Below are 25,902 nucleotides of genomic sequence, written 5' to 3'. Positions count from 1 at the left end.
GTCAACACTGTAGCGTGATGCACTCGATACGGCGTACCTTCGCATCATGAATCAGCTACGAATCCTCATCAGCGGCGCCTCCATCGCCGGTCCCGCCGCAGCCCTCCTCCTCGCCCGCCAGGGACACCGCGTCACGATCGTCGAACGCGCGCCGTCGCTCCGGGCGGGCGGCCAGACCGTCGACCTGCGGGGCGCCGGCCGCACCGTGATCGACCGGCTCGGCCTCGGCCCGGCCACCACCGAGCGGCTGCTGGATCAGCGCGGCATCGTCAAGGTCGACGATCGCGGCCGGCGCGGCGCGAACATGCCCGTCGAGGCCTTCGGCGGCAACGGCGTCGTCTCCACCCACGAGATCCTGCGCGGCGACCTCGCCGAGGTCCTCGTCGGCGCCGTCCCCGACGACGTCAAGTACCTGTGGGACGACACCGTCACCGCGATCACGCAGGACGGGAACCGCGCGCACGTCGAATTCGAATCCGCGCCGGCCCGGGAGTTCGACCTCGTCATCGGGGCCGACGGTCTCGGCTCGGCCGTGCGGCGCGCCGCCTTCGGGCCCGACGGAGACGCCCTGCGCCCCATCGGCCTGCGATACGCCTGGTTCACCGCCGCCATCGACGAGGACACCCGGGGCTGGTACCTCATGCACACCGCCCGCCGGGGCCGCGTGGTCTCGGTGCGACCGTCGCGCACCGACGGCACCGTCAAGGCAGGTCTCGCGATCCGCGGCACCGACGCGCGCCGACTGAGCCGCGAGGAGCAGTTCGCGCTGTTCGAGCGGGAGTTCGCCGACATCGGCTGGGTCGCCCCGCAACTGCTGCACGCCATGCGCACCGCCGACGACTGGGCGTACCAGGACCTCGCGCAGGTCACGCTCGACTCGTGGACCCGCGGCCGCGTCGCCCTCGTCGGCGACGCCGGGTACTGCCCCACCCCGCTCACGGGGCTGGGCACCACCCTCGCGCTCGTGGGAGCGTACGTGCTCGCCGGGGAGCTCGAGCGCGCTGATGGTGACGTGCCCGCCGCGCTCGCGCGGTACGACGCCGTGATGCGGCCCTTCATCGGCCCGGCACAGGAGTTGCCGCCCGGCAGCCCGTCCGGGTTCGCACCGATGGGACGGCTCGGCATCGCGCTGGGCGACCTCACCTACCGGACCGCCACGAGGTGGCCGATGCGGCTGGTCTGGGCGGCGCAGTTCGACAAGGCCGACGGCATCGACCTGCCGGCGTACGCCTGAGGCTGTTCACGATGTCGGGTTCTGCGGCGGTCCAGCCGCAGTTCTCCGCACCCGGATGCCGCAGAACTCGATATCGTGAGCGGCGTACCGTCGGGACGATGACCGATACCTCCCAGACCGTCACCGTGGCCACCGATCTCCCGCCCGCCGTGCTGTTCGCGGCGCTGGCCCGCCCCGCGGTGCACGCCGCCGCCGACGGGTCCGGCATGCTGCGCGGCGTCTCCGCCGACAGCCCCGAGACGATCACGGGCGTCGGCGACGTCTTCGGGATGGAGATGACCGCCGAGGACGGGCGCGAGTACTCGGTGGACAACCACGTGACCGCGTTCGAACCGGAGCGCCGCATCGCGTGGCTGCCCGCCGGGCGCGGCAGACCGCCCGTCGGGGTGGAGTGGACCTGGACCTTCGAACCGCAGGACGCCGGCACCGTCGTCTCCGTGACCTGCGACTGGTCGCGCGTGACGGACGAGGCCTACCTCGCGCGGTTCACGCTGCCGCGGGTCTCCGCGGAGAAGGTACGGCGCACCGTCGACGCCGTGATCGCGACGACCCGTACCTGACCCGAGGGGAGGTAGCACCGGGCGCAGAAGAAGTCCCAGGTCGGCACATGGGCCAACACTGTTGAGTCAGAAAGCACGGAACCCGCCGCACCGAAGGGTGCGACGGGTTCCGTGGGTGAAGCGTGGGTGACTACTCCGAGTCGGAGGCGTCCTCCTGCTGCGACTTCGGCAGCGAGTAACCCGCAGCCTCGGCCGAAGCGTCGTCGGCGAACCAGATCTCGGCGACCGTCGACTCGAAGAAGCGGGTACCGGGGCGGTGGTACAGCTTCGAATCGGCGTTGCCCTTGATCGGGAAGCCCTCGGGAGCCTCGTTGACGTCCTCGAGCGGCGCGTGCGCGCCGGCGGGGAGGTCCGAGCCCTCAGCCGAATCCTCGGCCGGAGCCTCGGTCTCGACGATCTCCGCAGCCTCGACGGCGGCGGACTTGGCAGCGGCCTGCGAGGCGGCGACGCGGGTTGCGCGCGCGCCCTCGGTGGCGGCGAGCTGCTCGGTCACGATCTCGATGACGGCCATGGGGGCGTTGTCACCCTTGCGGTTCTCCGTCTTGATGATCCGGGTGTAGCCGCCCTGACGGTCGGCGACCGCCGGAGCGATCTCCGCGAACAGCACGTGCACGACGTCCTTGTTGCGGATCTCCTTCATGACCTCGCGGCGGTTGGCCAGCTTGCCGTGCTTGGCATGGCTGATCAGCTTCTCCGCGTAGGGACGCAGGCGCTTGGCGCGGGACTCGGTGGTCTCGATGCGGCCGTGCTCGAAGAGCGCGGTCGCGAGGTTCGCCAGAATGTGCTTCTGGTGCGAGGCCGAGCCGCCCATCCGGGCGCCCTTAGTGGGCCTAGGCATTGTTTCTCCTGTGGGTGTTTACGAGCTCTTCAGCTCAGAGCTGCTCGGTCTCGGCGTAGTCCTGATCGCCATCGGCGTCGCCCGAGAACGACGCCTCGTCGCTCCAGGTACCGGTGGCCGGGTCGTATCCGTCGACCTGCGACGGATCGAACGACGCGGGGCTGTCCTTGAGGGCCAGACCCAGCGTGTGCAGCTTGACCTTGACCTCGTCGATCGACTTCTGACCGAAGTTGCGGATGTCGAGAAGATCGGACTCGGTGCGGGCCACGAGCTCGCCCACGGTGTGCACACCCTCGCGCTTGAGGCAGTTGTACGAGCGCACCGTCAGGTCGAGGTCCTCGATCGGCAGCGAGAACGCCGCGATGTGGTCGGCCTCGGCCGGCGACGGCCCGATCTCGATGCCCTCGGCCTCGACGTTGAGCTCGCGCGCCAGGCCGAACAGCTCGACCAGGGTCTTGCCGGCCGAAGCCAGCGCGTCCCGCGCGGTCATCGAGTTCTTGGTCTCGACGTCCAGGATCAGGCGATCGAAGTCGGTGCGCTGCTCGACGCGGGTGGCCTCGACCTTGTAGGTCACCTTCAGCACGGGCGAGTAGATCGAGTCGACCGGGATGCGGCCGATCTCGGCGCCCGACGCCTTGTTCTGCACGGCCGGCACGTAACCGCGGCCCCGCTCGACGACGAGCTCGATCTCGAGCTTGCCCTTGTCGTTCAGGGTGGCGATGTGCAGGTCGGGGTTGTGGACGGTGACCGACGCCGGGGGGACGATGTCGCCCGCGGTGACGGCGCCCGGACCCTGCTTGCGCACGTACATGGTGACCGGCTCGTCATCCTCCGACGAGACGACCAGGCCCTTGAGGTTCAGGATGATGTCGGTGACATCCTCCTTCACGCCGGGGACCGTGGTGAACTCGTGCAGCACGCCGTCGATGCGGATGCTGGTCACGGCCGCGCCCGGGATGGACGACAGCAGCGTGCGGCGGAGCGAGTTGCCCAGCGTGTAACCGAAGCCCGGCTCCAGCGGCTCGATGATGAACTTCGAGCGCGCCTCGGAGATGACCTCTTCGCTGAGAGTGGGTCGCTGCGAGATGAGCATTGAGTGATTCCTTCTCTCTGGGCGTCCGCTATTTGACGCCCGTTAACAGGTCGCCGGCGGCGAATCCGCCGGCGACCGTGCAGTGCTTACTTCGAGTAGTACTCGACGATGAGCTGCTCCTGGAAGGGCACGACGATCTGCTCACGCTCGGGCACGCGGTGCACGAGGATGCGCAGGGTCGACGGAACCACCTGGAGCCATGCCGGAGCGGTGCGCTCGGCAGAGGTCTCACGCGCGATCTGGAACGGCGTGGTGCCCAGCGACTTCGGGCGCACGTCGATGATGTCGTACTGCGAGACGCGGTACGAGGGAACATCCACGCGGACGCCGTTCACCGTGAAGTGACCGTGGGTCACCAGCTGGCGGGCCTGACGGCGGGTGCGCGCCAGGCCGGCGCGGTACACGACGTTGTCGAGGCGGGTCTCGAGGATCTGCAGCAGGGCGTCACCGGTCTTACCGGTGGCGGCCTTCGCCTCCTTGTAGTAGCGGGAGAACTGCTTCTCCATCACGCCGTACATGAAGCGAGCCTTCTGCTTCTCCTTGAGCTGCAGGAGGTACTCGGACTCCTTGATCCGCGCGCGGCCGTGCTGGCCGGGCGGGTACGGACGACGCTCGAACGCCTCGGAGCCGCCGACGAGGTCGACGCCCAGACGACGGGACTTACGGGTGACAGGGCCGGTATAACGAGCCATGGTTTCTCTCTCCTACCTTCCCTAGACCCGACGCCGCTTGGGCGGACGGCAGCCGTTGTGCGGCTGCGGCGTCACGTCGGAAATGGTGCCCACCTCGAGGCCGGCGGCCTGCAGCGAACGGATGGCGGTCTCGCGACCCGAACCCGGGCCCTTGACGAAGACGTCGACCTTCTTGACGCCGTTCTCCTGCGCCTTGCGGGCAGCGTTCTCGGCGGCGAGCTGCGCGGCGAACGGGGTGCTCTTCCGCGAACCCTTGAAGCCGACGTGGCCCGAGGAGGCCCAGCTGATCACGTTGCCGTTGGGGTCGGTGATCGAGACGATCGTGTTGTTGAACGTGCTCTTGATGTGCGCGTGGCCGTGCGGAACGTTCTTCTTTTCGCGACGACGCGATGCGCCCTTCTTCGCGCCGGTGGCGGCGCGCGACTTCGGAGGCATTACTTCTTCTTTCCGGCGATGGTCTTCTTCGGACCCTTACGGGTGCGAGCGTTGGTCTTGGTGCGCTGGCCACGCACGGGCAGGCCACGACGGTGGCGGATGCCCTGGTAGCACTGGATCTCGATCTTGCGACGAATGTCGGCCTGCACCTCGCGGCGCAGGTCACCCTCGACCTTGTAGTCCGTGCCCTCGATGAAGTCGCGGAGCTTGGTCAGATCCTCGTCGCTGAGGTCCTTGCTACGCAGATCCGGGCTCACACCGGTCTCGGCGAGAATCTCAGTCGCGCGGGTACGGCCGATGCCGTAGATGTAGGTCAGTGCGATCTCCATGCGCTTCTCGCGCGGGAGGTCGACACCCATGAGACGTGCCATTCTTGGCGGTTTCCTTTTCTCGTTCGGAGGTCTGCTCCCCGCCCGTCCTCGCTGGTTCCGGCGCTTTCACGCCGGCCGAGGCCCCGGCCTCCGAGCCGGGGGTCCCACAGGGGCCGTATGCCCCCGCTGGTGCGGAGAGGTCATCAAAGAGTTCCAAGCGGCGAACCGCTCGAAGCGCGGTGACTAGCCCTGACGCTGCTTGTGACGCAGGTTGTCGCAGATCACCATGACCCGACCGTTACGGCGGATCACCTTGCACTTCTCGCAGATCGGCTTGACGCTGGGGTTGACCTTCACGTCAGTCCTATCCAGTTGTTCCGTGTTTTTCCACGCCGCACCGGGTATCCGGAACAGCGCCACGGCACGCACGACGAAGTCGCGCACGCACGCGATGATCCAGTGTACGCTGCGCGCGCCGCGCTCCCAAATCCGCTGCCGAGCGGCCGCCCGTGCTAGCCTCAGGCGCACACGTGACATGCACTATCCGTCACCGACGATTCCCAATGATTCGATAGGACCGAGACATGCGCATGTCCCTCGCTCGCCGACTGAGCGTCGCCGCGACCGCCGCCGCCGGCGTCGCCACGTCGTTGCTGGTCACCGCCGCTCCCGCCGCCGCCGCGCCGCGCATCGTCGTGGGCCCCGGCTCCGAGATCGACGTGGTGCAGAAGCGCACCGGCGACGGGATCGAGGTCGCCGCCTGCACCCTCGGCGTCCTCGCGATCACGCCGAACGGCGAGCGCGTCGGCGTCACGGCCGGCCACTGCGGACGCGCGGGACAGGACGTCGCCGTGCCCGTGCCCGGCACCGAGCGCACCATCGCCGCCGTCGGCAAGATCCGCCAGTCGTCGAACCCGAAGGTGACCAAGGACGGGCGGGTAGCGGACTTCAACGCACCCGACTGGGCGACCATCACCTTCAAGAAGGACGTCCCGCTGAGCACCTCGCTCGGCCGCGTCAAGCCCACCCGCGTCGCCCGTGCCGTCGTCGGCGACCGCGTGTGCCGCCAGGGCCGGACCACCGGCTGGCAGTGCGGCAAGGTCGTCGACGTCGCGACCACGCGGATCCTCACCGACCTCAAGGGCGATCACGGCGACAGCGGCGGCCCGCTCGTCCGGCTGTCCGACGGTGCCGCGCTCGGCCTCACGACCGGGGGTATCCAACTCTCGACGAACAGCGGCCTGATGTCGGAATTCATCGACCTGCAGTTCGTGTTCGCCCAGGCCGGCGGCCTGCGGCTCGCGGTCTAGCAGCCGGACTCCGGGCAACCGGACCCGATCGACCCGCAGATACGGAAAAGGCCCGCCCCGCGGGGTGGGCCTTTCTCGTCGCTGCGCTACACGGTCACTTGTACCGGTAGACGATGCGCCCGCGCGTGAGGTCGTACGGAGAGAGCTCCACGACCACGCGATCCTCGGGCAGAATACGAATGTAGTGCTGCCGCATCTTGCCGCTGATGTGTGCGAGCACCTTGTGCCCGTTCTCCAGCTCGATGCGGAACATTGCGTTGGGGAGCGGCTCGACGACGCGGCCCTCCACCTCGATGGCTCCGTCCTTCTTCGCCATACCCTCCACGATCCTGTTGTCTTCAGCGGACGCCGTGTGCGACCTGTGCCCCGCCGCGAGCGGCCGGGCATGCGGCCGAACGCCGCGCTACCCATCTATTCTACGCGCTCACGACCCTCCGACCGAATCCTGGCCGAACGCCCCGTCGGAACCGCCCTCGCGGCTGACGAGGTGCAACGCGAGTCCGACCGAGTCGGGGACGAAGTCCGCGGGGTCCGCGGCGACCGCCGCGAGCAGATCCGCCGGCTCCATCCACTCACCGCTCGCGACCTCCTCGGCTTGGTGGACGAGCGCACCGTCGTACGTGCAGACGTACTGGAAGCAGACGAACCGGGTGTGCGCGTCCGCGTACGAACGGACGCCGACGGGCCGCAACTCGACCCCGTGCACGCCCAGTTCCTCGAAGGCCTCGCGGGCGGCACCGTCGTCCGGCGACTCCCCCGCCTGCAGCACCCCGCCCGCGCAGAAGTCGCGCAGGCCCGGGTAGAGGTCCTTGACGACGGTGCGCCGGTGCACGTAGATGCGGCCGGCGCCGTCGAAGACGAGGATCGCCGTCGCGCCGTGCCGGAGGTTCTCCGCGCGCACCCGCGAGCGGAGCGCCGAGCCGGTCTCGCGCCCGGCCTCGTTGAACAATCCGACGATCTCGTCCTGCGGCATGCGCCTCCCCCTTTTCCCACAGTATGAGTCAAACCCTGGACATCGGCGCGCCCGTGCACTTGTATCGGGGCCATGAGCAATCCGGACAGCCCGAACTGGCACTTCGAGACCACGCAGATCCACGCCGGGCAGTCGCCCGACGGTGCGACCAACGCGCGTGCGCTCCCGATCTACCAGACCACGTCGTACACGTTCAACAACACCGACCACGCCGCGGCGCTGTTCGGGCTGGCCGAGCCGGGCAACATCTACACCCGCATCATGAACCCGACCCAGGACGCCGTCGAGCAGCGCGTCGCCGCGCTCGAGGGCGGTGTCGCGGCGCTCCTCGTCGCCTCCGGCCAGGCCGCCGAGACGCTGGCCATTCTCAACGTCGCGGAGTCCGGCGACCACATCGTCAGCTCGCCCTACCTGTACGGCGGCACGTACAACCTGCTGCACTACACCCTCGCCAAGCTGGGCATCGAGGTCACCTTCGTCGAGAACCCGGACGATCTGGAGCAGTGGCGCGCCGCCGTCCGCCCCAACACCCGCGCGTTCTTCGCCGAGACCATCTCCAACCCGCGCGGCCACGTGCTCGATGTCGCGGGCGTCTCCGGCGTCGCGCACGAGAACGGTCTGCCGCTCATCGTCGACAACACCGTCGCGACCCCGTACCTGCTGCGCCCGCTCGAGCACGGCGCCGACATCGTGGTGCACTCCGCGACCAAGTACCTCGGCGGCCACGGCTCGGCGATCGGCGGCGTCATCGTCGACGGCGGGAACTTCGACTGGACCCAGGGCCGGCACCCGAACTTCACCACCCCGGACCCGTCGTACCACGGCGTCGTGTTCGCCGACCTCGGCGCGCCCGCGTTCGCCCTCAAGGCCCGCGTCCAGCTGCTGCGCGACCTGGGCCCCGCCATCTCGCCGTTCAACGCCTTCCTGCTCTCGCAGGGCATCGAGACGCTGAGCCTGCGGGTGGAGCGGCACGTCGAGAACGCACAGAAGGTCGCCGAGTTCCTCACCGGCCAGGAGGCCGTGACCGACGTGATCTACGCCGGGCTCCCCTCGTCGCCGTACCACGATCGGGCGAAGGAGCTGCTGCCCAAGGGCGCCGGCGCCATCGTCGCGTTCGAACTGGGTGGCGGCGTGCCCGCGGGCAAGGCCTTCGTGGACGCGCTCCAGCTGCACAGCCACGTGGCCAACATCGGCGACGTGCGCTCGCTGGTGATCCACCCCGCCTCCACCACGCACAGCCAGCTCAGCGAGCAGGAGCAGCTCGAGGCCGGCGTGACCCCGGGCCTGGTGCGCCTGGCCGTGGGCATCGAGCACATCGACGACATCCTCGCCGACCTGCAGGTGGGCCTCAAGGCCGCCGCGGACGCGTCCTAGGGATCCGCTGATGCACGCGCTGCGGTGGTTGCGTCGGGCCGTCCGGTCCGTCCTGCGGGACGACGATGCCTGGACCGCGGCCGTGCAGCGCGGGTGCACGTAGCGCCCGATCCGCTCGTCGAAGGCACCCCCGACACCGTGAACGACGGAGTCGGGGGTGCTTCGTTCTGCACGCACTCGGATTCCGTCCGATTCGGACAGGGATTTCACCGGGATCGGATTGGGATACGACTGGTAGAGTGATCCCATGGAAGCAACAGTGGATTCCGTGGGCCGGATACTGGTCCCGAAGCAGCTCCGCGACGCGCTCGGCATCACGCCCGGCTCGGTGGTCGACATCTCGTGGTACGGCAGCGGCGTTCAGATCACCCCCGGCGGCCGTACCGCGAAGCTCGAGCGTGACGATGACGGTCGCCTGGTCGCGGTCGGCGACACCCCCTTCGATGACGACGTGCTGTTCGCGCTGATCGACGCCGGCCGCAGATGACGTCGGCGGCACTCATCGCGGTGGATACGTCCGTCGCAGTCCCCCTCTTATCCACCCTGCACCGGCAACACGAAGCCGTCGCCATGTGGGCGTCCGGGAAAAAGCTGGCATTGAGCGGTCACGCGCTTGCCGAGACCTATTCCGCGCTGACTCGGCTCCCGGGCGGGTCACGGGTCGCCCCCACCGATGCGACGGACCTCATCGACGCGAACTTCGAGCAGGTCCTCACGCCGGCGCCCCGCACAACAACCGAGATCCACCGATTGTGCGCGGAGCTGAACATCGCAGGAGGTCCGGTGTACGACGCGCTGGTCGCGTTCGCCGCCCGTGACAACGGCGCCACACTGGCCACCCGCGACGCCCGGGCACGTGGCATCTACAGCCTGGTGGGCGTCACGACGACCTTCGTCGCGCCGTAGCCCGGTTACCGCTCCAGGGCCGCCCGGACCTGGCGCTCCAGGGCGACGGTGGCGGGTCTCGGCAGGTCGATGAGGCCGTCGAGCTCGGACCGGGCCCGCTGGTACGCCTGCTGGCGCTCCGGGCCCGTGGCGGCACCGTCGAGCGCGACGGCCAGGAGGCGTTGCGCCTTGGCGAGGCGTTCCTGCTCGATCGGCGAGAAGTCCCCGCGGCGTCGGCGGTGCGCCTCCTGCTCGGCGACATCGAACGCGGCGGCGTAGGCGTGGACGGCGTCGCGGTACTCCTCCACCCCGTCGACCTGCTCCGGGCCGTCCGGGCGGAGCAGGTCCGCACGACGCTTGGCCTTGTGGAAGTCGACGGTGAGCGGCTCCCGCATGTCGACCATCATCGGGAAGTCGAGGATCGTCGACAGGTCCGTCTCGTACTCGAACCAGCGGGTGTCGACGGCGTCGTGGTCCGCGACCGCGCGCGCGAGTTCCTGCCGCACCTCGGCCGCATCGACCTGCGCGCGGCCCTTCGCCTGCGCCATCGCGGCCTTCGTCTCGTGCTTGATGCGGTACCGCTCGAGCCGGCGGTCCGCCCGCCGGTCACTCCAGCTGACCGCGCCCTTGACGCCGGCCGCGATCACGCCGCTGAAGGGGAAGATCAGCCACCAGAAGTTGAGCCACTCCACCTCACCAGGGTAGCGCGATGATTCGGGCCGCTCAGGACATCGTGTCCGTTCCCGAGCGGCCCGGAATCAGTTCTGCTGCTCCGCGTTCGCAACGATCACGTCGTGCACGTACTGCGCCAGGCCGGGAGCGATGTCGTCGTAGTGCTTGGTGAAGCGCTCGTCGGCGACGTACATCTGCGCGAGGCACACCTGCATCTCGTAGCTGCAGTCGTAGAACTTCTCGATGCTCGCCCGGTGCTGTTCGGCCAGTTCCCCGGCCTCGACGGTGCCGGGCGCGACCCCGCGGGCCAGGCCGTCGGCGAGCGCCGCCTCCAACGCATCGGTGTCGGCCTTGATCGCCTGCCAGTCCGCCTTGGAGAAGTGCCTCGTGCGCTCCGCACTCTGCTTCCACTCGTCGGTCTCGCCCCAGCGCTGCTGCGCCTCCTCGGCGTACTCGTCACCCATCCAGTTGTCGCCGAAGATCTCGGTCTGCTCCTCGGCGGTCAGTTGGATGCCCTGCTTCTTGCTGTTCATCATGTCCTCCACAGCCGCGACCATCCGGTGCAAACGGTCGATCCGCTCGGTCAGGAGCTTGCGTTGCTGCTCCAGGTGCGCCATGGCGTCGGCCGACGGATCGTCGAGCAGGGTCGCTATCTGCTCGAGGGGAAAACCCAGCTCCCGGTACATCAGCACGCGGTGCAGCCGCTCGACGTCGGCGTCCGAATAGGCCCGGTAGCCGGCGCGGGTGCGCGCCGACGGCGGGACCAGCCCGATCTCGTCGTAGTGGTGCAACGTGCGGACACTCACCCCGGTCATCCGCGCGATGACGCCGACCGGGTGGAACCGATGCTTCCCTTCGTTCACAGCGACCACACTGCGGCCTCACGTCGCGTGAGGGTCAAGCGCGGCACCGTCATCGCAGGTCAGGGAGGTGGGTCAGGGACGCGGAGTGAGGATGCGCGGACCGTCGGCGGTGACGGCGACGGTGTGCTCCCAGTGCGCTGCGCGTGCACCGTCGTCCGTGATAACGGTCCAGTCGTCCTCGAGGACGGAGGTGTCCGGGGTGCCGAGCGTGAGCATCGGCTCGATCGCGAGCGTGGACCCGACGACGAGGCGCGGGCCCTTGCCCGGGTCGCCCTCGTTGGCGAGGAAGGGCTCCATGTGCATCTCGCGGCCGATGCCGTGGCCGCCGTAGCCGTCGACGATGGCGAGGTCGCGACCGAGCCGCGCGGCCTGCGCGTAGGTGGCGGTCTCGATGGCGTGCGAGACATCGGTGAGGCGGTTGCCGTCGAGCATCGCGGCGATCCCGGCCTCCATCGCGAGGCGCGTGGCCTCGGAGAGGTCCGCGTCCTCCGCCGACAGCTCGCCGACGCCGAAGGTCCACGCCGAGTCGCCGTGCCAGCCGTCGAGGATCGCACCGCAGTCGATGGACACCAGATCGCCGGCGGCGAGCACCGTCGACCGGTCCGGAATGCCGTGCACGACGACCTCGTTGACCGACGAGCAGATCGAGCCCGGGAAACCGTGATAGCCCTTGAACGAGGGCACCCCGCCGGCCTCACGGATCACCGTCTCGGCGACCTCGTCGAGCTCGAGCGTGGAAACGCCGACGCGGGCGGCGTCGCGGACCGCGACGAGCGCGCGGCCCACGACGGCGCCCGCGGCGGCCATCGCGTCGAGCTCTCCCGCGGAGCGGAAGGGCACGGTCTTCTTCGTGAGGCGGAAACGACTCACTTGTCGAGCTGCGCGGTGACCCGGCCCAGCACCTCGTCGACGGTCCCGAGAGCGTCGATGTGCGTGACGAAGTCGCCGTAGTAGTCGAGCAGCGGCGCGGTCTGGTTCGCGTACACCTGCATGCGGTTGCGGATGACCTCTTCGGTGTCGTCCGCGCGGCCGCGCGCGAGCATGCGCTCGACGACGGTGTCCTCCGGGACGTCGAAGGAGATCACGGCGTCGAGCTTCTCGCCGCGCTCGGTGAGGATCTCGGCCAGCGAGTCGGCCTGATCCGTCGAGCGCGGGAAGCCGTCGAGGATGAAGCCGTTCTTCGCGTCCGGCTCCGTCAGGCGCGAGCGCACCATGTCGACGGTGACCGACGACGGGACCAGCTCGCCCGCGTCCATGTACTTCTTGGCCTGGACGCCGAGCGCGGTGCCCTCGCTGATGTTCGCACGGAAGAGGTCGCCGGTGGAGATGTGCGGGATGCCGTACTTCTCGGACAGCCGCTCGGCCTGCGTACCCTTGCCCGCCCCGGGAGGGCCCAGAATAACCAGTCTCACTTGAGGAATCCTTCGTAGTTGCGTTGCATCAATTGACTCTCGATCTGCTTCGTGGTGTCGAGCGCCACGACCACGATGATGAGGATCATCGTGCCGCCGAAGGGCAGATTGCTCGTGCTCGAACCGCCGCCCATCTCGAGGAACAGGTTGGGGAGAATCGCGATGATACCCAGGTACAGCGAGCCCGGGAGGGTGATCCGCTGCAGGACGTAGTTGAGGTAGTCCGCGGTCGGCTTGCCGGGGCGGATGCCCGGGATGAAGCCGCCGAACTTCTTCATCTCGTCCGCGCGCTCCTCCGGGTTGAAGGTGATCGCCACGTAGAAGTACGTGAAGAAGATGATCAGCGCGAAGTAGACGGCGATGTGCCAGGGGCTCGCGGGGTTGACCAGGTTGTTCTGGATCCACACCACCCAGCTCGCCGTCGAGCCGTTCGCGACCAGCTGGATCACCAGCTGCGGCAGGTACAGCAGCGACGACGCGAAGATGACCGGGATGACGCCCGCGGTGTTGACCTTCAGCGGCAGGTAGGTCGACGAGCCGCCGTACATCTTGCGGCCGACCATGCGCTTGGCGTACTGCACCGGGATGCGGCGCTGCCCCTGCTCGACGAAGACGACCGCGACGAGGATCACCACGACCGCGACGCACACGAGGCCGAAGACGAGGCCGCCCTGGCTCTGGAGGATCTTCTGCCCGTCGGCGGGCAGGCGGGAGGCGATGCCCGCGAAGATGAGCAGAGACATGCCGTTGCCGATCCCGCGCTCGGTGATCAGCTCGCCGAACCACATCACGACGATCGCGCCGGCGGTCATCACGACCACGATGGTGACCAGGGTGAACAGGTCGTTGTTCGGGAGGATCGGCTTGTCGGCCGGGCAGCCCTGCAGCAGCTGGCCGCGCGAGGCCATCGCGACGATCGCGGTGGCCTGCAGCAGTGCCAGCGCCACCGTGAGGTAGCGGGTGTACTGGGTGATCTTCGCCTGGCCGGCCTGGCCCTCCTTGCGGAGGGTCTCGAACCGTGGGATGACCACCATCAGCAGCTGGATGATGATCGACGCCGTGATGTACGGCATGATGCCGATCGCGAACACCGACAGCTGCAGCAGTGCGCCGCCGGAGAACATGTTGATCAGCGAGTAGACATCGGCGTTCGCGCCCTTGCTGACAGTATCGATGCACTCACTGACGTTCTTGAAGTCCACGCCGGGCGACGGCAGGGTCGCGCCGAATCGGTAGAGCACGACGATGCCCAGGACGATCAGCATCTTCCGTCGCAGATCCGGGGTCCGGAAGATCGGGACTAGGGCCGAAAGCACACATCCTCCTGGCAGCCGGGCGACCCCGACCGGGGCGCCCCACGCTCGTGGACACGTCCTCCACCCGCGGCGGAGTGCCGTGTCCTCATGGGTAATCCTGCAAACGTATGAAACTCTAACAGCCGCTCTCAAAGAGGCTGTTCAGGGTGGGTGGCAGACCGCATGCGCGGTGACCAGCCCGCGCGGCACACAGCCCGCGGGTTCGGAGCGTACCGCCCGGCAGGAGGCGGACGGTCACCGTCGAACCCGCGAAACGAGAGCCGCGGTAGGCACCGGTGACCGGCGCCTACCGCGGCGTCCACGTTGCGCTCAGCGCGAGGACTAGGCCTCGGCCGAGGGCTTCAGCTCGGTGGTCGAACCACCGGCGGCCTCGATCTTCGCCTTGGCGGCGCCGGTGACCTTGGTCGCCGTCACGTCCACCTTGACGCTGATCTCGCCGTCGCCGAGAACCTTGACGACACGGTTCTTGCGAACCGCACCGGCGGCGACGAGCTCGTCGATGCCGATGGTGCCGCCCTGCGGGAACAGACGGGCGATGTCGCCCACGTTCACGACCTGGTACTCGACCCGGTTGCGGTTCTTGAAGCCCTTGAGCTTCGGCAGCCGCATGTGCAGCGGCATCTGCCCGCCCTCGAAGTTCACGGGGACGTTCTTGCGGGCCTTGGTGCCCTTGGTGCCGCGACCGGCGGTCTTACCCTTGGAGCCCTCACCGCGACCCACGCGGGTCTTCGCGGTCTTCGCGCCCTTAGCGGGACGGAGATCGTGCAGCTTGATAGCCATTGCTTACACCTCCTCCACTTCCACGAGATGCGACACGACCTGGATCAGGCCGCGGTTGACGGGGGTGTCCTCACGGACGACCTGCTTGCGGATGCCCTTGAGGCCCAGCGTCCGCAGGCTGTCGCGCTGGTTCTGCTTGAGCCCGACCAGGCCACGCGTCTGAGTGATCTTCAGCTGTGCCATGACTTACGCTCCCTGACCCGCGCGAGCGCGGAGCATGCCGGCCGGGGCGACGTCCTCGACGGGCAGGCCGCGACGAGCCGCGACCTCCTCGGGACGCTGCAGCTCCTTGAGAGCCGCCACGGTCGCGTGCACCACGTTGATGGCGTTGTCCGAGCCCAGGCTCTTGGCGATGACGTCGTGGACGCCGGCCGCCTCGAGCACGGGACGCACGGCGCCACCGGCGATGACACCGGTACCCGGGCTGGCGGGACGCAGCAGCACGACGCCGGCCGCGGCCTCACCCTGCACCGGGTGCACGATGGTGTTGCCGATCATGGGGACGCGGAAGAAGTTCTTCCGAGCCTCCTCGACACCCTTCTGGATGGCCGCAGGAACTTCCTTGGCCTTGCCGTAACCGACGCCGACCATGCCCTGGCCGTCGCCGACGATCACGAGGGCGGTGAAGCTGAAGCGCCGACCACCCTTCACGACCTTCGACACGCGGTTGATGGTGACGACCTTCTCGATGAACTGGCTCTTCTCGGCCTCACGGCCACCGCGCTGATCGCGATCGCGACCACCACGGCCGCCGCGGCGGTCGTTCGAGTTCTCGGGGCCGTTGCTGCCGGCGGGCCCATTGCCGCCGTCACGACGCTGACGTCCGGGCATCAGGCTGCCTCTCCTTCGATGGAAAAGATGGTGGTGTTGGTCATCAGAACTCCAACCCGCCTTCGCGAGCGGCGTCCGCGAGAGCGGCGATCCGGCCGTGGTACTTGTTGCCACCACGGTCGAACACGACGGCCTCGACACCGGCTGCCTTGGCGCGGGCCGCGATGAGCTCGCCGACCTTCTTCGCCTGGGCCGACTTGTCGCCACCCGCAGCCTTGACGTCCGCCTCCAGCGTCGACGCCGCGGCCAGCGTGTGGCCCTTGAGGTCGTCGATCAGCTGCACGTGGATGTGCCGGCTGGAGCGCTTGACGACGAGGCGCGGACGGGCCGCGGTGCCCTCGATCTTCTTGCGCAGGCGGAAGTGACGGCGAGCCTTCGACGTGCGACGACGAGTCGAGACGTCCTTGCCCACCGGGATACGCTTGTTGTTCTCGGTCTGAGTTGCCATGAGTTACTTACCCGTCTTTCCGACCTTGCGACGGATCTGCTCACCCTCGTACCGCACGCCCTTGCCCTTGTAGGGATCGGGACGACGGAGCTTGCGGATGACCGCCGAGATCTGGCCGACCTGCTGCTTGTCGATGCCGGACACGGAGAACTTGGTGGGGCTCTCCACCGCGAAGGTGATGCCCTCGGGCGCCTCGATCGGCACCGGGTGGCTGTAGCCCAGGGCGAACTCGAGGTCCTTGCCCTTGAGCGCCACGCGGTAACCCACGCCGTAGATCTCCATCTTCTTGGTGTAACCCTCGGTCACACCGGTCACCATGTTGGCGACCAGGGTCCGCGACAGGCCGTGCAGCGCGCGATTGCGCCGCTCGTCGTCGGGACGGGCCACCACGACGGCGCCCTCTTCGTTCTTCGACACCGAGATCGGCTCGGAGACGGTCAGCGACAGCTGGCCCTTGGGGCCCTTGACGGTGACGTCCTGGCCTGCGATCTGCACGTCGACGCCCGCGGGAACGACCACGGGGTGCTTACCAATACGCGACATAAGTTTGTTGTCCCCTTACCAGACGTAAGCGAGGACTTCGCCGCCCACGCCCTGCTTGGCTGCCTGGCGATCCGTGAGGAGGCCCGAGGACGTGGAGATGATCGCCACGCCCAGGCCACCGAGGACCTTCGGCAGGTTGGTGGACTTCGCGTACACGCGCAGACCGGGCTTCGACACGCGGCGCAGGCCGGCGATCGAACGCTCACGGCTGGGGCCGTACTTCAGCGAAACGACGAGGTTCTTGCCCACCTCGGCGTCCTCGGTACGGAAGTCGGTGATGTAGCCCTCACGCTTGAGGATCTCGGCGATGTTCGCCTTGATCTTCGAGTGCGGGAGCGTCACCTCGTCGTGGTACGCCGAGTTGGCGTTGCGCAGACGGGTCAAGAAGTCTGCGATCGGATCAGTCATGGTCATGACAGATTCGTCTACCTTTCTCGCAGCGGTTCCCATGCATCGCCGGCGCTCTGGTGCCCTCACGAGGAGGGCCTGGATCGTCCGACGGTGGGCCTACTACGAAGCAAACCGTCCTGCAATACCGTTGCACTGCAGGGATTCCGGACCGGCCGGACGAGTCCGTACCGGTTCGGGGAAGTGCGCCGGCCGTGCTCGAAGCACGGCAGGCAACCTCTCTAGTGTAGAGAAAGTCCCGGTCAGAGTCGAATCAGTGTGGCTCGTCCGGCCCGGATGGCGTCACACGTCACCGGGCCCGACGGTGCCGCCCGGTCGTCCCCCGCGCCGCACAGACTCCCCCACTCCACGGCTCCGCCCCCACCGGACGCCGGTCGTGCGGTGGGGGCTCGGCCGTCCCCCACGCGGCGCCGACGTCCCCCGCGCCACGCCAGGCCTCCCGCATCGGACGCCGACTCCCCCACCACACGCCGTGCACCGTCGGCCATCCCCCGCGCGGCGCCGACTCCCCCACCGCACGCTGGATCCCCCACCCGACGCCCACCGCGTACCGTCGGCGCCATGACGCACGGCGATACCGGGGTCTTCACCCTCCACCTCGTCGAACTGCCCCGGACGACGACGGCGTCGCTGCTGGTGCGGCCGCCCGGGCCGGGCACCGTCCCCGGGCTGCGGCACGCCGAGACCCTGGCGCTGATGCGGCTCGGCGCGCCCGTCGTCTCCCCCGACCGCCTGCAGCTGCGCCGGTTGGCGATGTTCGCGCGGTGGGACGACGAGGCCGCGATCGACGACCACCTCGCGAGCCCGGCCGGCGCACGACTGGCCGACGGCTGGCACGTGCGGATGCGTTACCTGCGGCGATGGTCGCAGATCAGCGCGCTGCCGGGACTACCCGCACGGGCCGGCGAGTGGGACGAGGACGAACCGGTGGTCGCGGTCACCGTCGCCCGGATGCGCCTGCCGGAGGTGCCCCGCTTCCTGCACTGGGGGCGGCCCGTCGAACGCCAGGTCCGCGACGATCCCGGCGCGACGCTCGCGGGAGCGGCGATGCGCCCGCCGAACACCATCGCCACCTTCTCGATCTGGCGGACCGTCCGCGCGATGACGGACATGGTGCACGGCCACAGCGACCTGCCGGATCCACATCGGCACGAGGTCGCGATGGAGGAGCGCCGGCGCCGGGACTTCCACCACGAGTTCGCGACCTACCGGTTCCGGCCGGTCTCCGAGCACGGCAGCTGGGACGGGCGGCGCGGATACGTTCCCGGCCTCCCGCCCGGCGCGTGACGCCCGGGGTCGCTCCCGGCGCGTGATGCCCGGGGTCGCTCCCGGCGCGTGACGCCCGGGTCACTCCCGGCGCGTGAGCTTGTAGTGCAGCCGCAGCGCCGTCGCCGGCCCGACCCGCACGACGTGATCGGTGCGCAGCGTCCCCTCGTCGTCGACGTACAGCTGGAAGCTCTCGTGCAACGGCACCCGCTTGGCGAAGTCGCGGCCACTGTCGTGGACGGTGATGTACGCGCCGTCGGCGCCCCACGGGCCCCGCGGCGACGCCAGTTCGAGCGCTCCGCCCGGCCGGTCGGAGGGCCGTAGGAAGACCTGCAGGTTCCCCGCCTCGAGCGGGAAGGTGACGTGCACGCTGGGGCGGTCGGCGCCGGGCAGGGTCCGCGTGGAGTAGCAGCCGCTGAACACCGTGTCGCCGGAGCTGCGCAGTGTCCGGATCCAGCCGGCGGCGACCTGCTCGCCCGCACTGTCGGTGAGCACGGACACCCGGCCGTCGAGCCCGCGCGCGACGTCCAGGGGGTTCGTCGGGAGCGCGAGCTGCTGCACGCGCCGGCCGAAGCCGCGCGAGACGATCGCGCCGCCCGGCTGGAACAGCGGCGACCAGCTGCTCCACACCTCCATCCGCCACCGCGCGGTGCGCGCGTAGAAGTCGACGATCGACGGGTGCAACGCCGACGGGTCGAATCCCGCCCCGGCCAGGGCGCCCCAGTCGGGGATCAGTCCCGCGTCGGGCAGGTCGTGGTGGACCGTGCCGCCCCGGCGGGCGGCCTCGGCCTCGAGCCACGCCGTCCCGACGGGTCCGGGGCCGACCGTCGGCGCCCGGAGCCAGGCGTCGGCACCGTCGAGGTCGATCTCCCGCCCGGTCAGGCGCCAGAACTTCCGCGTCCCCAGGTCGACGGTGCGGGCGAACCGACGTTTCGGAGCATCTCGCATGCCGTCACCCCATCACACCCGCGCCGCGTCCGCCCTCGGGAGGACGACGGGGCGCGGGGCGCGGCGTACCGTCGAAGGGCATGAAGGTCCCCGAGATCGTGCACGAGCCCCGCCTCTATCAGCTGGCCGCCGCGGGCCAGGCGGCCGATGCCGCGATCTGCGTGCAGCCGATCCCCTACGTCGCCGCGTGCCTCGACTCCGTGGGGTGGCCCGACGGTGGGCGGTGGTTCTTCCCGGTGGTCAAGGGCGCGTCGGCGCTGGGGCTCGCGGCGGCGCCGCGGTGGCCCGGCCTGGCCCGGTTCACCGCGATCATGCTGACGCTGTACTTCAGCGTCGCGGTCGGCATGCACGTGCGGGCCCGCGACCTGCGGCTGAACTTCGCCGCCGCCTCGTCGATGCTGGTGTTCTACGCCGCGCTCGCCGCGACGGGGCCGCGCGTCAGTTCACCCGCAGCGTCGTCGTGACCGGGGTGGGGTTCTGGGTGAGGTCCAGGACCGGGCAGTGCGCGTCGACGGTGTCGGTCAGCTCACGGTAGCGCTCCTCGCTGTCCGGGCCGGTGATGTCGACGGTGACCCGCACGGCCGTGAATCCGGGGCGGACGGTGTCGTCCAGGCCGAAGAAGCCGCGCACGTCGAGGTCGCCCTCGGCGCTGAGCTTCAGCTCGTCGATGCTCACGCCCAGCTTGTCCGCGTAGAAGCGGTAGGTCACGACCTGGCAGGCCAGGAGCGCGCCCAGGTACGCCTCGACGGGGTTGATCGCGGTGTCCGTGCCGCCGAGCGTGGGCGGCTCGTCGACCGCGAGAGTGTGCTGCCGGGCCGTCGTGACGCTGCCGACGGTGCCCTGCGGCGCCGCGGTCGCGGAGAACACCACGTGCGCGTTGGCGACATTGCGCGAGACGGCCTCAGCGGTCGCGTCGATGATGGCGGTGAGGGTTCCGGTCGCGGATGCGGTCATGTGGGGTTCCTTCGGTGGGGGGCGGATGGTTCTTCCGCGGACCGTATGACCGTTTCGCCCGGGACGCACTGGTTGCGCTCAGCATGATTGCCTGCGGATATTCTGACCCCGTGTCCACCTCCCTCACGGTCGCCCTGCTCGCGGTGCTCACCACGGTGGGCCTGGTCGGGTCCGTCGTGTCCGACGGTGCCGCCTCCCTCGTCTGGGCCGTGACGACCGTCGCGGTCGCGGGGCTGCTCGCGTGGCGCCTGCGGTCCGCCCCGCCGGGGATGGGGCTGGTCGCCGCGTTCGTGACCGGCATCCTCGTGGTGTCCGCCGGGTTGCCGGTGGCGATCGTGATGACGGAGGACGCCGGTGGGTCGGGATCACGCGGCGCCGCGAAGCCCGCGGGGGTGGCTCCCGGCTCGGCGAGCCCCGTCGCCGACCCGTCGACGGAACTCCGCAGGGCCGTCGCGAAGGCCGGCGAGTTACCGGGCGGGGCGGAGTCGATCCTCTCCATCGACATCGACGAGAACACCACGCGGGTGACCACTCTCGACCTGACCACCGGCCAACGCGTCTCCGCCTACTTCTCCCACAGCAGCGACACGTGGTACGAGCCCAGTCGCAGCTCGACGAACGACCGCGCGGACGCCGCGTTCAAGGCCTCCGACATCGCCGGCCTCGACCTCACGGCGACGGCGACGAAGGTCACCGCGGCCGCCGACACGATCGGCATCGACCGGACCTCGCCGCACGCGTCGGACGGCATCGAGATCGAGCGGCGCAGCGGCGACAAGAAGCTCGTCGCGACCTTCAGCATGTCGGGCGTCGACATCGAGACCGACGGCGCCGGCGCCCTTCCCGACAACCTGGCTCTCGCGAAGGTCGACGGACTGCTACCCACGGCCGAACGACTCCTGCGCACCAACGGTCTGGATCCGGCGCAGCCCGTCATCGACGAGCTGCAGTACCGCGTGTTCGCCTCCAACGCCGGCTCCGTCGGATCCGGGAGGGGCACCGTCGAGATGCGGATCAACGGCGCCGGCCGATCCGGCACTCTCAAGGAGACCGTCGGCAAGTTCCCCGAGGTCAGCCTCACGCCGTCACGGTCGGCGAGCAGCTCCGCGTTCGCGCTCCGCGTCATCACCTCCGCCGGCATCGAGCGTGCCCGAGCGGACCTCGAGAAGCGCTTCACCGTCCTCCCCATCGACGCCCACGCTCTGGGACTCGAGATCGACGAGGACAGTCGTGCTCGTTCGTCCTCGCGGGCGGCACCGCCCGTGATGGAGGTCGGCCTCGGACCGGGCTCGAGGTCGAGCGCCTACTACGCGCTGGACGGCACCTACCTGCGCGCCGACTGAGCCGGATCCGCGCCGGTCAGGTGCGGGCCGTGAGGCGGCGCACCGTCGACACCTCGGACTCGCGGTAGGCACGACCGTCGGGCCAGAGCAGGTCGTGGAACCACTGCGCGGGCTGCCGCGCCCCGACGTAGGGCTGCTTCCACGAGTCCCACGGGTAGTAGGTCTGGCTGCGGCCCGCCACGAAGCCCCACTGGTAGGCGTCGATGCCGAGCTCCTTGCAGATCGGCAGGATCGTCTCGATCGTGCTGCCCTGCGGGCGGGCCATGTACTCGGTGAGCAGCATCGGCCGGCCCTGCTTCGCGAGGTCGGCGGCCATGGCACGGAACTTCTCCGGCGGGTCGTAGCTGTGGAAGCTGATGACGTCCGACTGGGCGAGCTGGATCGCGCGGATCTCGGGGCGGGTGTCGGCCCAGACGCCGGAGGTCAGCGGCTGCGTCGGGGCGCCGGCGCGGGCCCACTCGAAGGCCTTCGGGAGCAGCTGCGCGACGCGGGCCACCTTGTCCGGCGGGCTCAGCGGGTAGGAGTCGGCGAGGTTCTCCGGCTCGTTCCACACGTCCCACGCGATCACGCGCGGATCGTTCGCGAAGGCCTTGACCACGCCGGTCGCGTAGGCCCGCAGCGTGCTGGTGTCGGGGTTGGTCAGGCCCGCGGCGCCCGGGCTCTGCACCCAGGTCGAGTTGTGCACGCCGGGCGTGGGCTCGCGCTGGACGCCCGGCTTCGGGTTCGGATCCCAGCACGAGTCGAACAGCACGAACATGACCTTGATGCCGTTGGTGTTCGCGACGGTGAGGAACTGGTCGAGGCGCCGCACGAAGCCGGTCGGGTCGGCGGTCCACAGCTGGTCCTGCAGGAACACGCGCATCGTGGTCATGCCGAGCCCCTTGGCCCAGCTGAGCTCGAGGTTCATCCGCACCGGGTCGAAGGTCTGCGCCTGGAACATCTCGAACTGGTTCCCGGCGTTGGCGTTGATGTAGTTCGCGCCGACCATCCAGGGGTTCTGCGCGCGCCACTGCTGCGCGCGTTCGGGGGTCCAGCGGGTGGTGGGCCCGGCGGGGGCGCCCGGCGTCGTCGGCCCAACGGTGCCGCCCGCCCCCGGTCCGGAGCCAGGGTCGGCGGCGGCACGCGCCGCGATCATCGCGGCCGGCACCGCAGCGGCGGCCGCACCCAGCAGCACCCGTCGAGTCACAACAGTCACACTGACACCATAGGCAACAATTGTCACGGGAGTGTTGCGGCGCGCGGCAGCGCGCGCCGCGGACCACCGCGCATTACGGGTGCGAACGGCTTCCCGCACCCGTTTCGCGCAGCCGCACCCTGCACGCCGGGGGCGCTGGCGCATTTCAGGTGCGGATGACCTCGCGCACCCGTTCTGCGCGCGGCGATCGGTTCCGATCAGCTCTCGATGGCCTTGCGGGCCTCTGCCTCCAGCTCGGCGCGGAACCGCGGCGGCGCGGGCAGGACGCCCCGATCGACCAGCCGGTCGACGGTGCTCACCACCTGGTTCAGGTACGCCGCCCGCTCTGCGGCGGTGCTGGACGAAGCGTGACGGTAGAGCTTGAGCCCACGGTCGAGGTCGCGCGCGTCCTCGGCGGGCAGCCCGGTGGTGCCGGTGCTGCGGGCGTGCCGGTCGGCGGCGTACCAGGTGGTGCGCAGGTCGGTGACGGCGTCGGCGTACTCCGCGGCGGACCCCTCGCCGGGGTATTCGTCGGTGCGCAGGGCGCCCGCGTGCTCGAGGGCGTCGTGGAAGGCGATGACCTTCGGCGAGCTGAGGTCCCACATCGCCGGGAAACGGAGCAGCATCTCCGGATCGAGCTCGTAGCCCGCGTACTCGGACAGCACCTCGTCGTGACGGCCCGTCGCACGCTCCCACAGCGCCCTGCCCGACGGCGCCGGGGTCGCCTTCGGCTGCGCCCGCGGCCGCTGCGGCGCAGGGGCGTCGACGAACCGCAGCGGGTCGGGCCGGCGCACCGCCGCCGCGTCGCCGGGGCCGGCGAGGAGTACGACCATTGCGACGATCAGGCCGCCGGCCAGGAACAGCATCCCGATCGGCCCGATGAACCGCGTGGCGATCAATCCGACGGCGGCGACGCCGAGCGCCACCGCGATCGCGCTACGCATCGGAATCACCCACATCGGACAGCGTAGCCGTCAGGCCGCGAGCGCCTGCTGCCCCACCGGAGGTGACGTGGCGGCATCGTCGAGCGACGGGGGCCGCGCGATCCGCGCGTAGGCGACCACCATGACGCCCACGACACCGAGCAGTGCCACGGCGGCGAGATGGCCGCTCTGCGCCATGGGGACGCTGAGGTACCGGATGGCCAGCAGGATCGCGGCGAAGGCCACCGTCCCGCCCACGACGGTGACGATGCGGCGGGGGTGCCAGCCGTCCTCGGGGCGGATCATCGCGGCCTCGAGGGTGAGGGCGAAGACGAGGCCGGCCACGAGGTCGACGCCGTAGTGGGCGCCGAGGCCCAGGGTCGCCGAGATCGTGCACACCCACCAGACGACGCCGAACATCTTGAGCAGGCGCGGCCCGCGCAGGGCGTGCACGAGGATCGCGGTGGCCCAGGCGGTGTGCAGGCTGGGCATGCAGTTACGGGGCGCCTGCTGGCTGAAGTACGCCGAGACGGGCTCGAGCGACGTGGGCACCACGTGCGGCCAGACGTTCATCCAGCCCGCGCCGGCGACCTCGTTGCCGAAGGCGTACGCCGGTCCGACGACCGGGAACAGGAAGTAGACGACCGGGCCGATGGCGCCGATCAGGATGAAGGACTTCACGATGTGGTGCCGCGGGAAGCCCTCGGTGGAGCTGCGCCGCAGCTGGAAGTAGGCGACCACGGCCGCCCCGACGGGCAGGTAGGTGTAGACCTTCGTGATCAGCCACAGGTACCAGCCGTGCTCGTGCACGAGCCGCCCCATCACCCACGACGGGCTGCCGAGCGCGCGGTCGGCGACCTCGACGAAGTGGTCGGCGACATCGGGCAGCGCCTGCATCGTCAGGCCCAGCCAGACGGCGGAGACGGCGTTCGCAGCGATGAGGATCGCGGCGACGCCGGCGGCCTTGAGCGCCGCGGCCCGCTCCGAGCCGGTCAGGCGGGTGCCGGCGTAGACGGTGAGCGCGAGGAGCCCCCACATCACGCCGTTGCCGAAGTGCAGCGGCGACCCGGCCAGCAAGCGCTCGCCGTTGAACAGCACCTCGACCCCGGCCACGACGCCGACGAAGGGCAGCCGCAGCCGCGCGGGCATGCACATCAGGGCCAGTGCGAGGGCGGCGACCTTCACCTCACCGGTGACGGGACGGCCGACGAAGTCGGAGACGAGGCCGTGCACCGGGCCGCGGAGCCCGTAGTACATCGCCGCGGCCTGGATCACCAGGACGAACGCGACGACGGCGAGCACCGCCCAGGTCCATTGCCTCTTCCCCCAGCCGCGGCGGGAGCGCTCCCCGCGTGGACCCCGCGGGAGCGCGAAGTCTGCACGCACCAACATGAGATGACAGCATAGTTAACGGACGGGTAACTCTGTGAATCCGAACGGCGTTTCGTGATGGAGAACGCTCGAAAAAACGACAGCGGGCGCGCATCCCCGAAGGGATGCGCGCCCGTTTTGTCTGTGTCCGGTGAGGCCGGACGGTGTCCCGGGTCAGACCCGGGGATCACTCACCAGCTGCTCTTGTGCACACCGGGGAGCTCGCCGGCGTGCGCCATCTCGCGCAGGCACACACGGCAGAGGCCGAACTTGCGGAACACCGAGTGCGGGCGGCCGCACTTGTTGCAACGGGTGTACGCGCGGACGGCGAACTTCGGCTTCTTGTTGGCCTTGTTGACCAGCGCCTTCTTTGCCATGGCTCAGTTCTCCTTGAAGGGGAAGCCGAGGTGCTTGAGCAGTGCGCGGCCTTCCTCATTGTTGGTGGCAGTGGTGACGACGGTGATGTCCATGCCGCGCGGGCGGTCGATGGAGTCCACGTCGATCTCGTGGAACATCGACTGCTCGTTCAGGCCGAACGTGTAGTTGCCGTTGCCGTCGAACTGGTTGCCGTTGAGGCCGCGGAAGTCGCGGATACGGGGCAGCGCGATCGAGGTGAGGCGATCGAGGAACTCCCACATGCGGTCGCCACGGAGGGTGACGCGCGCGCCGATGGGCATGCCCTCACGCAGCTTGAACTGCGCGATGGACTTGCGGGCCTTGCGGATCTCCGGCTTCTGGCCGGTGATCAGCTCGAGGTCCTTGACGGCGCCGTTGATGAGCTTGGCGTCGCGGGCGGCGTCGCCGACGCCCATGTTCACGACCACCTTGACGACGCCGGGGATCTGCATCACGTTGGCGTAGTCGAACTCGCTGTTGAGCGCGTCCTTGATCTCGGCGCGGTAGCGCGCCTTCAGGCGCGGCTGGGTCTTCTCAGAGGTGGTCATC

At 69.6% G+C, this 25,902-nt stretch carries 35 protein-coding genes; 9 read left to right on the top strand and 26 right to left on the bottom strand.

Going from position 1 to position 25,902, the window contains the following annotated elements; genetic code table 11:
- Positions 1-46: 46 nt before the first annotated feature.
- Entirely contained in the window at positions 47-1,234 is a 1,188-nt protein-coding gene (locus AXK61_RS14440) for an FAD-dependent monooxygenase (protein WP_068745974.1), read from the top strand.
- A 98-nt stretch (positions 1,235-1,332) separates the two neighbouring features.
- Positions 1,333-1,794 carry an SRPBCC domain-containing protein gene (locus tag AXK61_RS14435; RefSeq protein ID WP_068573275.1) on the top strand — a complete coding sequence of 154 codons (462 nt, stop codon included), beginning with the start codon at positions 1,333-1,335 and terminating at the stop codon, positions 1,792-1,794.
- A gap of 130 nt (positions 1,795-1,924) precedes the next feature.
- Here AXK61_RS14435 and rplQ read toward each other — a convergent pair whose 3' ends face one another.
- From rplQ to rpmJ, 6 genes are all read right to left on the bottom strand, one after another.
- Positions 1,925-2,632, bottom strand: a complete 708-nt coding sequence (rplQ, locus tag AXK61_RS14430) for a 50S ribosomal protein L17, sunset domain variant (protein ID WP_068573273.1) — start codon at positions 2,630-2,632, stop codon at positions 1,925-1,927.
- Between the two features lie 34 nt (positions 2,633-2,666).
- Positions 2,667-3,725: a DNA-directed RNA polymerase subunit alpha gene (locus AXK61_RS14425; RefSeq protein WP_068573271.1), complete on the bottom strand. Its 1,059-nt coding sequence runs from the start codon at positions 3,723-3,725 to the stop codon at positions 2,667-2,669.
- An 86-nt stretch (positions 3,726-3,811) separates the two neighbouring features.
- Complete coding sequence (rpsD, locus tag AXK61_RS14420) at positions 3,812-4,417, bottom strand: 30S ribosomal protein S4 (RefSeq protein ID WP_068745972.1); 606 nt, start codon at positions 4,415-4,417, stop codon at positions 3,812-3,814.
- A gap of 21 nt (positions 4,418-4,438) precedes the next feature.
- The gene (rpsK, locus tag AXK61_RS14415; RefSeq protein ID WP_068573267.1) at positions 4,439-4,852 is read right to left on the bottom strand and encodes a 30S ribosomal protein S11; all 414 of its coding nucleotides are present in this window, start codon (positions 4,850-4,852) and stop codon (positions 4,439-4,441) included.
- Positions 4,852-5,223, bottom strand: a complete 372-nt coding sequence (rpsM, locus tag AXK61_RS14410; RefSeq protein ID WP_068522639.1) for a 30S ribosomal protein S13 — start codon at positions 5,221-5,223, stop codon at positions 4,852-4,854. Before rpsM ends, rpsK begins: the two co-directional genes overlap by 1 nt.
- Before the next feature lie 183 nt (positions 5,224-5,406).
- Positions 5,407-5,520 (bottom strand): 50S ribosomal protein L36, encoded by a 114-nt coding sequence (gene rpmJ / locus AXK61_RS14405; RefSeq protein WP_013127970.1) that lies wholly within the window; start codon positions 5,518-5,520, stop codon positions 5,407-5,409.
- A gap of 227 nt (positions 5,521-5,747) precedes the next feature.
- On the opposite strand from rpmJ, the gene AXK61_RS14400 reads away from it, so the two are divergent.
- Positions 5,748-6,473, top strand: coding sequence for a S1 family peptidase (locus AXK61_RS14400; RefSeq protein WP_068573265.1), 726 nt, complete (start codon positions 5,748-5,750; stop codon positions 6,471-6,473).
- A gap of 94 nt (positions 6,474-6,567) precedes the next feature.
- On the opposite strand, the gene infA is transcribed toward AXK61_RS14400, so the two are convergent.
- Together infA and AXK61_RS14390 are read right to left on the bottom strand one after the other, a co-directional pair.
- The gene (infA, locus tag AXK61_RS14395) at positions 6,568-6,789 is read right to left on the bottom strand and encodes a translation initiation factor IF-1 (RefSeq protein ID WP_005140011.1); all 222 of its coding nucleotides are present in this window, start codon (positions 6,787-6,789) and stop codon (positions 6,568-6,570) included.
- A 108-nt stretch (positions 6,790-6,897) separates the two neighbouring features.
- A complete protein-coding gene (locus AXK61_RS14390) occupies positions 6,898-7,446 on the bottom strand; it encodes an NUDIX hydrolase (protein ID WP_068745970.1) in 549 nt (182 codons plus the stop codon).
- A 72-nt stretch (positions 7,447-7,518) separates the two neighbouring features.
- Between AXK61_RS14390 and AXK61_RS14385 the strand changes: the two genes are divergently transcribed.
- The 3 genes from AXK61_RS14385 (at position 7,519) to AXK61_RS14375 (ending at position 9,726) form a co-directional block, all read left to right on the top strand.
- Complete coding sequence (locus tag AXK61_RS14385) at positions 7,519-8,820, top strand: bifunctional o-acetylhomoserine/o-acetylserine sulfhydrylase (RefSeq protein WP_068745967.1); 1,302 nt, start codon at positions 7,519-7,521, stop codon at positions 8,818-8,820.
- Positions 8,821-9,067: 247 nt separating this feature from the next.
- Positions 9,068-9,307, top strand: a complete 240-nt coding sequence (locus AXK61_RS14380) for an AbrB/MazE/SpoVT family DNA-binding domain-containing protein (protein ID WP_068573259.1) — start codon at positions 9,068-9,070, stop codon at positions 9,305-9,307.
- Positions 9,304-9,726 (top strand): PIN domain-containing protein, encoded by a 423-nt coding sequence (locus AXK61_RS14375; RefSeq protein WP_068573257.1) that lies wholly within the window; start codon positions 9,304-9,306, stop codon positions 9,724-9,726. Before AXK61_RS14380 ends, AXK61_RS14375 begins: the two co-directional genes overlap by 4 nt.
- Before the next feature lie 5 nt (positions 9,727-9,731).
- On the opposite strand, the gene AXK61_RS14370 is transcribed toward AXK61_RS14375, so the two are convergent.
- The 11 genes from AXK61_RS14370 to rpsH form a co-directional block, all read right to left on the bottom strand.
- A complete protein-coding gene (locus AXK61_RS14370) occupies positions 9,732-10,397 on the bottom strand; it encodes a hypothetical protein (protein WP_068573255.1) in 666 nt (221 codons plus the stop codon).
- 66 nt (positions 10,398-10,463) lie between these two features.
- Positions 10,464-11,240: a MerR family transcriptional regulator gene (locus AXK61_RS14365; RefSeq protein ID WP_082778099.1), complete on the bottom strand. Its 777-nt coding sequence runs from the start codon at positions 11,238-11,240 to the stop codon at positions 10,464-10,466.
- Positions 11,241-11,312: 72 nt separating this feature from the next.
- Positions 11,313-12,110 carry a type I methionyl aminopeptidase gene (gene map, locus AXK61_RS14360; protein ID WP_082789355.1) on the bottom strand — a complete coding sequence of 266 codons (798 nt, stop codon included), beginning with the start codon at positions 12,108-12,110 and terminating at the stop codon, positions 11,313-11,315.
- A complete protein-coding gene (locus AXK61_RS14355) occupies positions 12,107-12,652 on the bottom strand; it encodes an adenylate kinase (RefSeq protein ID WP_068573253.1) in 546 nt (181 codons plus the stop codon). Before AXK61_RS14355 ends, map begins: the two co-directional genes overlap by 4 nt.
- Positions 12,649-13,968: a preprotein translocase subunit SecY gene (secY, locus tag AXK61_RS14350; RefSeq protein ID WP_068573251.1), complete on the bottom strand. Its 1,320-nt coding sequence runs from the start codon at positions 13,966-13,968 to the stop codon at positions 12,649-12,651. Before secY ends, AXK61_RS14355 begins: the two co-directional genes overlap by 4 nt.
- 321 nt (positions 13,969-14,289) lie before the next feature.
- The gene (rplO, locus tag AXK61_RS14345; RefSeq protein WP_068573249.1) at positions 14,290-14,748 is read right to left on the bottom strand and encodes a 50S ribosomal protein L15; all 459 of its coding nucleotides are present in this window, start codon (positions 14,746-14,748) and stop codon (positions 14,290-14,292) included.
- Between the two features lie 3 nt (positions 14,749-14,751).
- Positions 14,752-14,931: a 50S ribosomal protein L30 gene (gene rpmD / locus AXK61_RS14340; RefSeq protein WP_068573247.1), complete on the bottom strand. Its 180-nt coding sequence runs from the start codon at positions 14,929-14,931 to the stop codon at positions 14,752-14,754.
- Between the two features lie 3 nt (positions 14,932-14,934).
- Positions 14,935-15,579, bottom strand: a complete 645-nt coding sequence (rpsE, locus tag AXK61_RS14335; protein ID WP_068573245.1) for a 30S ribosomal protein S5 — start codon at positions 15,577-15,579, stop codon at positions 14,935-14,937.
- Positions 15,580-15,622: 43 nt separating this feature from the next.
- The gene (gene rplR, locus AXK61_RS14330) at positions 15,623-16,027 is read right to left on the bottom strand and encodes a 50S ribosomal protein L18 (RefSeq protein WP_068573243.1); all 405 of its coding nucleotides are present in this window, start codon (positions 16,025-16,027) and stop codon (positions 15,623-15,625) included.
- A gap of 3 nt (positions 16,028-16,030) precedes the next feature.
- Positions 16,031-16,570, bottom strand: coding sequence for a 50S ribosomal protein L6 (gene rplF / locus AXK61_RS14325; RefSeq protein WP_068573241.1), 540 nt, complete (start codon positions 16,568-16,570; stop codon positions 16,031-16,033).
- Positions 16,571-16,585: 15 nt separating this feature from the next.
- Positions 16,586-16,984 carry a 30S ribosomal protein S8 gene (gene rpsH, locus AXK61_RS14320; RefSeq protein WP_068533016.1) on the bottom strand — a complete coding sequence of 133 codons (399 nt, stop codon included), beginning with the start codon at positions 16,982-16,984 and terminating at the stop codon, positions 16,586-16,588.
- Positions 16,985-17,539: 555 nt separating this feature from the next.
- Between rpsH and AXK61_RS14315 the strand changes: the two genes are divergently transcribed.
- Positions 17,540-18,265, top strand: coding sequence for a hypothetical protein (locus AXK61_RS14315; protein WP_068573239.1), 726 nt, complete (start codon positions 17,540-17,542; stop codon positions 18,263-18,265).
- Between the two features lie 60 nt (positions 18,266-18,325).
- Here AXK61_RS14315 and AXK61_RS14310 read toward each other — a convergent pair whose 3' ends face one another.
- Positions 18,326-19,192 (bottom strand): hypothetical protein, encoded by an 867-nt coding sequence (locus tag AXK61_RS14310; RefSeq protein ID WP_068745965.1) that lies wholly within the window; start codon positions 19,190-19,192, stop codon positions 18,326-18,328.
- Positions 19,193-19,272: 80 nt separating this feature from the next.
- Here AXK61_RS14310 and AXK61_RS14305 point away from each other — a divergent pair, with 80 nt between their 5' ends.
- Complete coding sequence (locus AXK61_RS14305) at positions 19,273-19,656, top strand: DoxX family protein (protein WP_068745962.1); 384 nt, start codon at positions 19,273-19,275, stop codon at positions 19,654-19,656.
- Here AXK61_RS14305 and AXK61_RS14300 read toward each other — a convergent pair.
- A complete protein-coding gene (locus tag AXK61_RS14300; RefSeq protein ID WP_068745960.1) occupies positions 19,631-20,146 on the bottom strand; it encodes an OsmC family protein in 516 nt (171 codons plus the stop codon). The two genes, AXK61_RS14305 and AXK61_RS14300, sit on opposite strands and share 26 nt — an antisense overlap.
- 110 nt (positions 20,147-20,256) lie before the next feature.
- Here AXK61_RS14300 and AXK61_RS14295 point away from each other — a divergent pair, with 110 nt between their 5' ends.
- Positions 20,257-21,489: a hypothetical protein gene (locus AXK61_RS14295; protein WP_068745958.1), complete on the top strand. Its 1,233-nt coding sequence runs from the start codon at positions 20,257-20,259 to the stop codon at positions 21,487-21,489.
- 16 nt (positions 21,490-21,505) lie between these two features.
- Here the strand turns inward: AXK61_RS14295 and AXK61_RS14290 are convergent, their stop codons facing one another.
- The 5 genes from AXK61_RS14290 to rplE all read right to left on the bottom strand — a co-directional run bounded on the left by AXK61_RS14290 (position 21,506) and on the right by rplE (position 25,901).
- Positions 21,506-22,624, bottom strand: a complete 1,119-nt coding sequence (locus AXK61_RS14290) for a cellulase family glycosylhydrolase (protein ID WP_082789358.1) — start codon at positions 22,622-22,624, stop codon at positions 21,506-21,508.
- 257 nt (positions 22,625-22,881) lie between these two features.
- On the bottom strand, positions 22,882-23,607 hold the full coding sequence (locus tag AXK61_RS14285; RefSeq protein ID WP_231855551.1) for a hypothetical protein: 726 nt from the start codon (positions 23,605-23,607) through the stop codon (positions 22,882-22,884).
- A gap of 30 nt (positions 23,608-23,637) precedes the next feature.
- Positions 23,638-24,978, bottom strand: a complete 1,341-nt coding sequence (locus tag AXK61_RS14280; protein WP_068745956.1) for a DUF5933 domain-containing protein — start codon at positions 24,976-24,978, stop codon at positions 23,638-23,640.
- 170 nt (positions 24,979-25,148) lie between these two features.
- On the bottom strand, positions 25,149-25,334 hold the full coding sequence (locus tag AXK61_RS14275) for a type Z 30S ribosomal protein S14 (RefSeq protein ID WP_068522657.1): 186 nt from the start codon (positions 25,332-25,334) through the stop codon (positions 25,149-25,151).
- A 3-nt stretch (positions 25,335-25,337) separates the two neighbouring features.
- Positions 25,338-25,901, bottom strand: coding sequence for a 50S ribosomal protein L5 (gene rplE, locus AXK61_RS14270; RefSeq protein ID WP_013128002.1), 564 nt, complete (start codon positions 25,899-25,901; stop codon positions 25,338-25,340).
- Position 25,902: the final 1 nt, after the last annotated feature.

Origin of the sequence: Tsukamurella pseudospumae (genome assembly GCF_001575205.1) — a bacterium.
Taxonomy (GTDB): domain Bacteria; phylum Actinomycetota; class Actinomycetes; order Mycobacteriales; family Mycobacteriaceae; genus Tsukamurella; species Tsukamurella pseudospumae.
The sequence above is the reverse complement of the archived record's forward strand: the minus strand, read 5'-3'. Positions and strand labels throughout refer to the sequence as shown.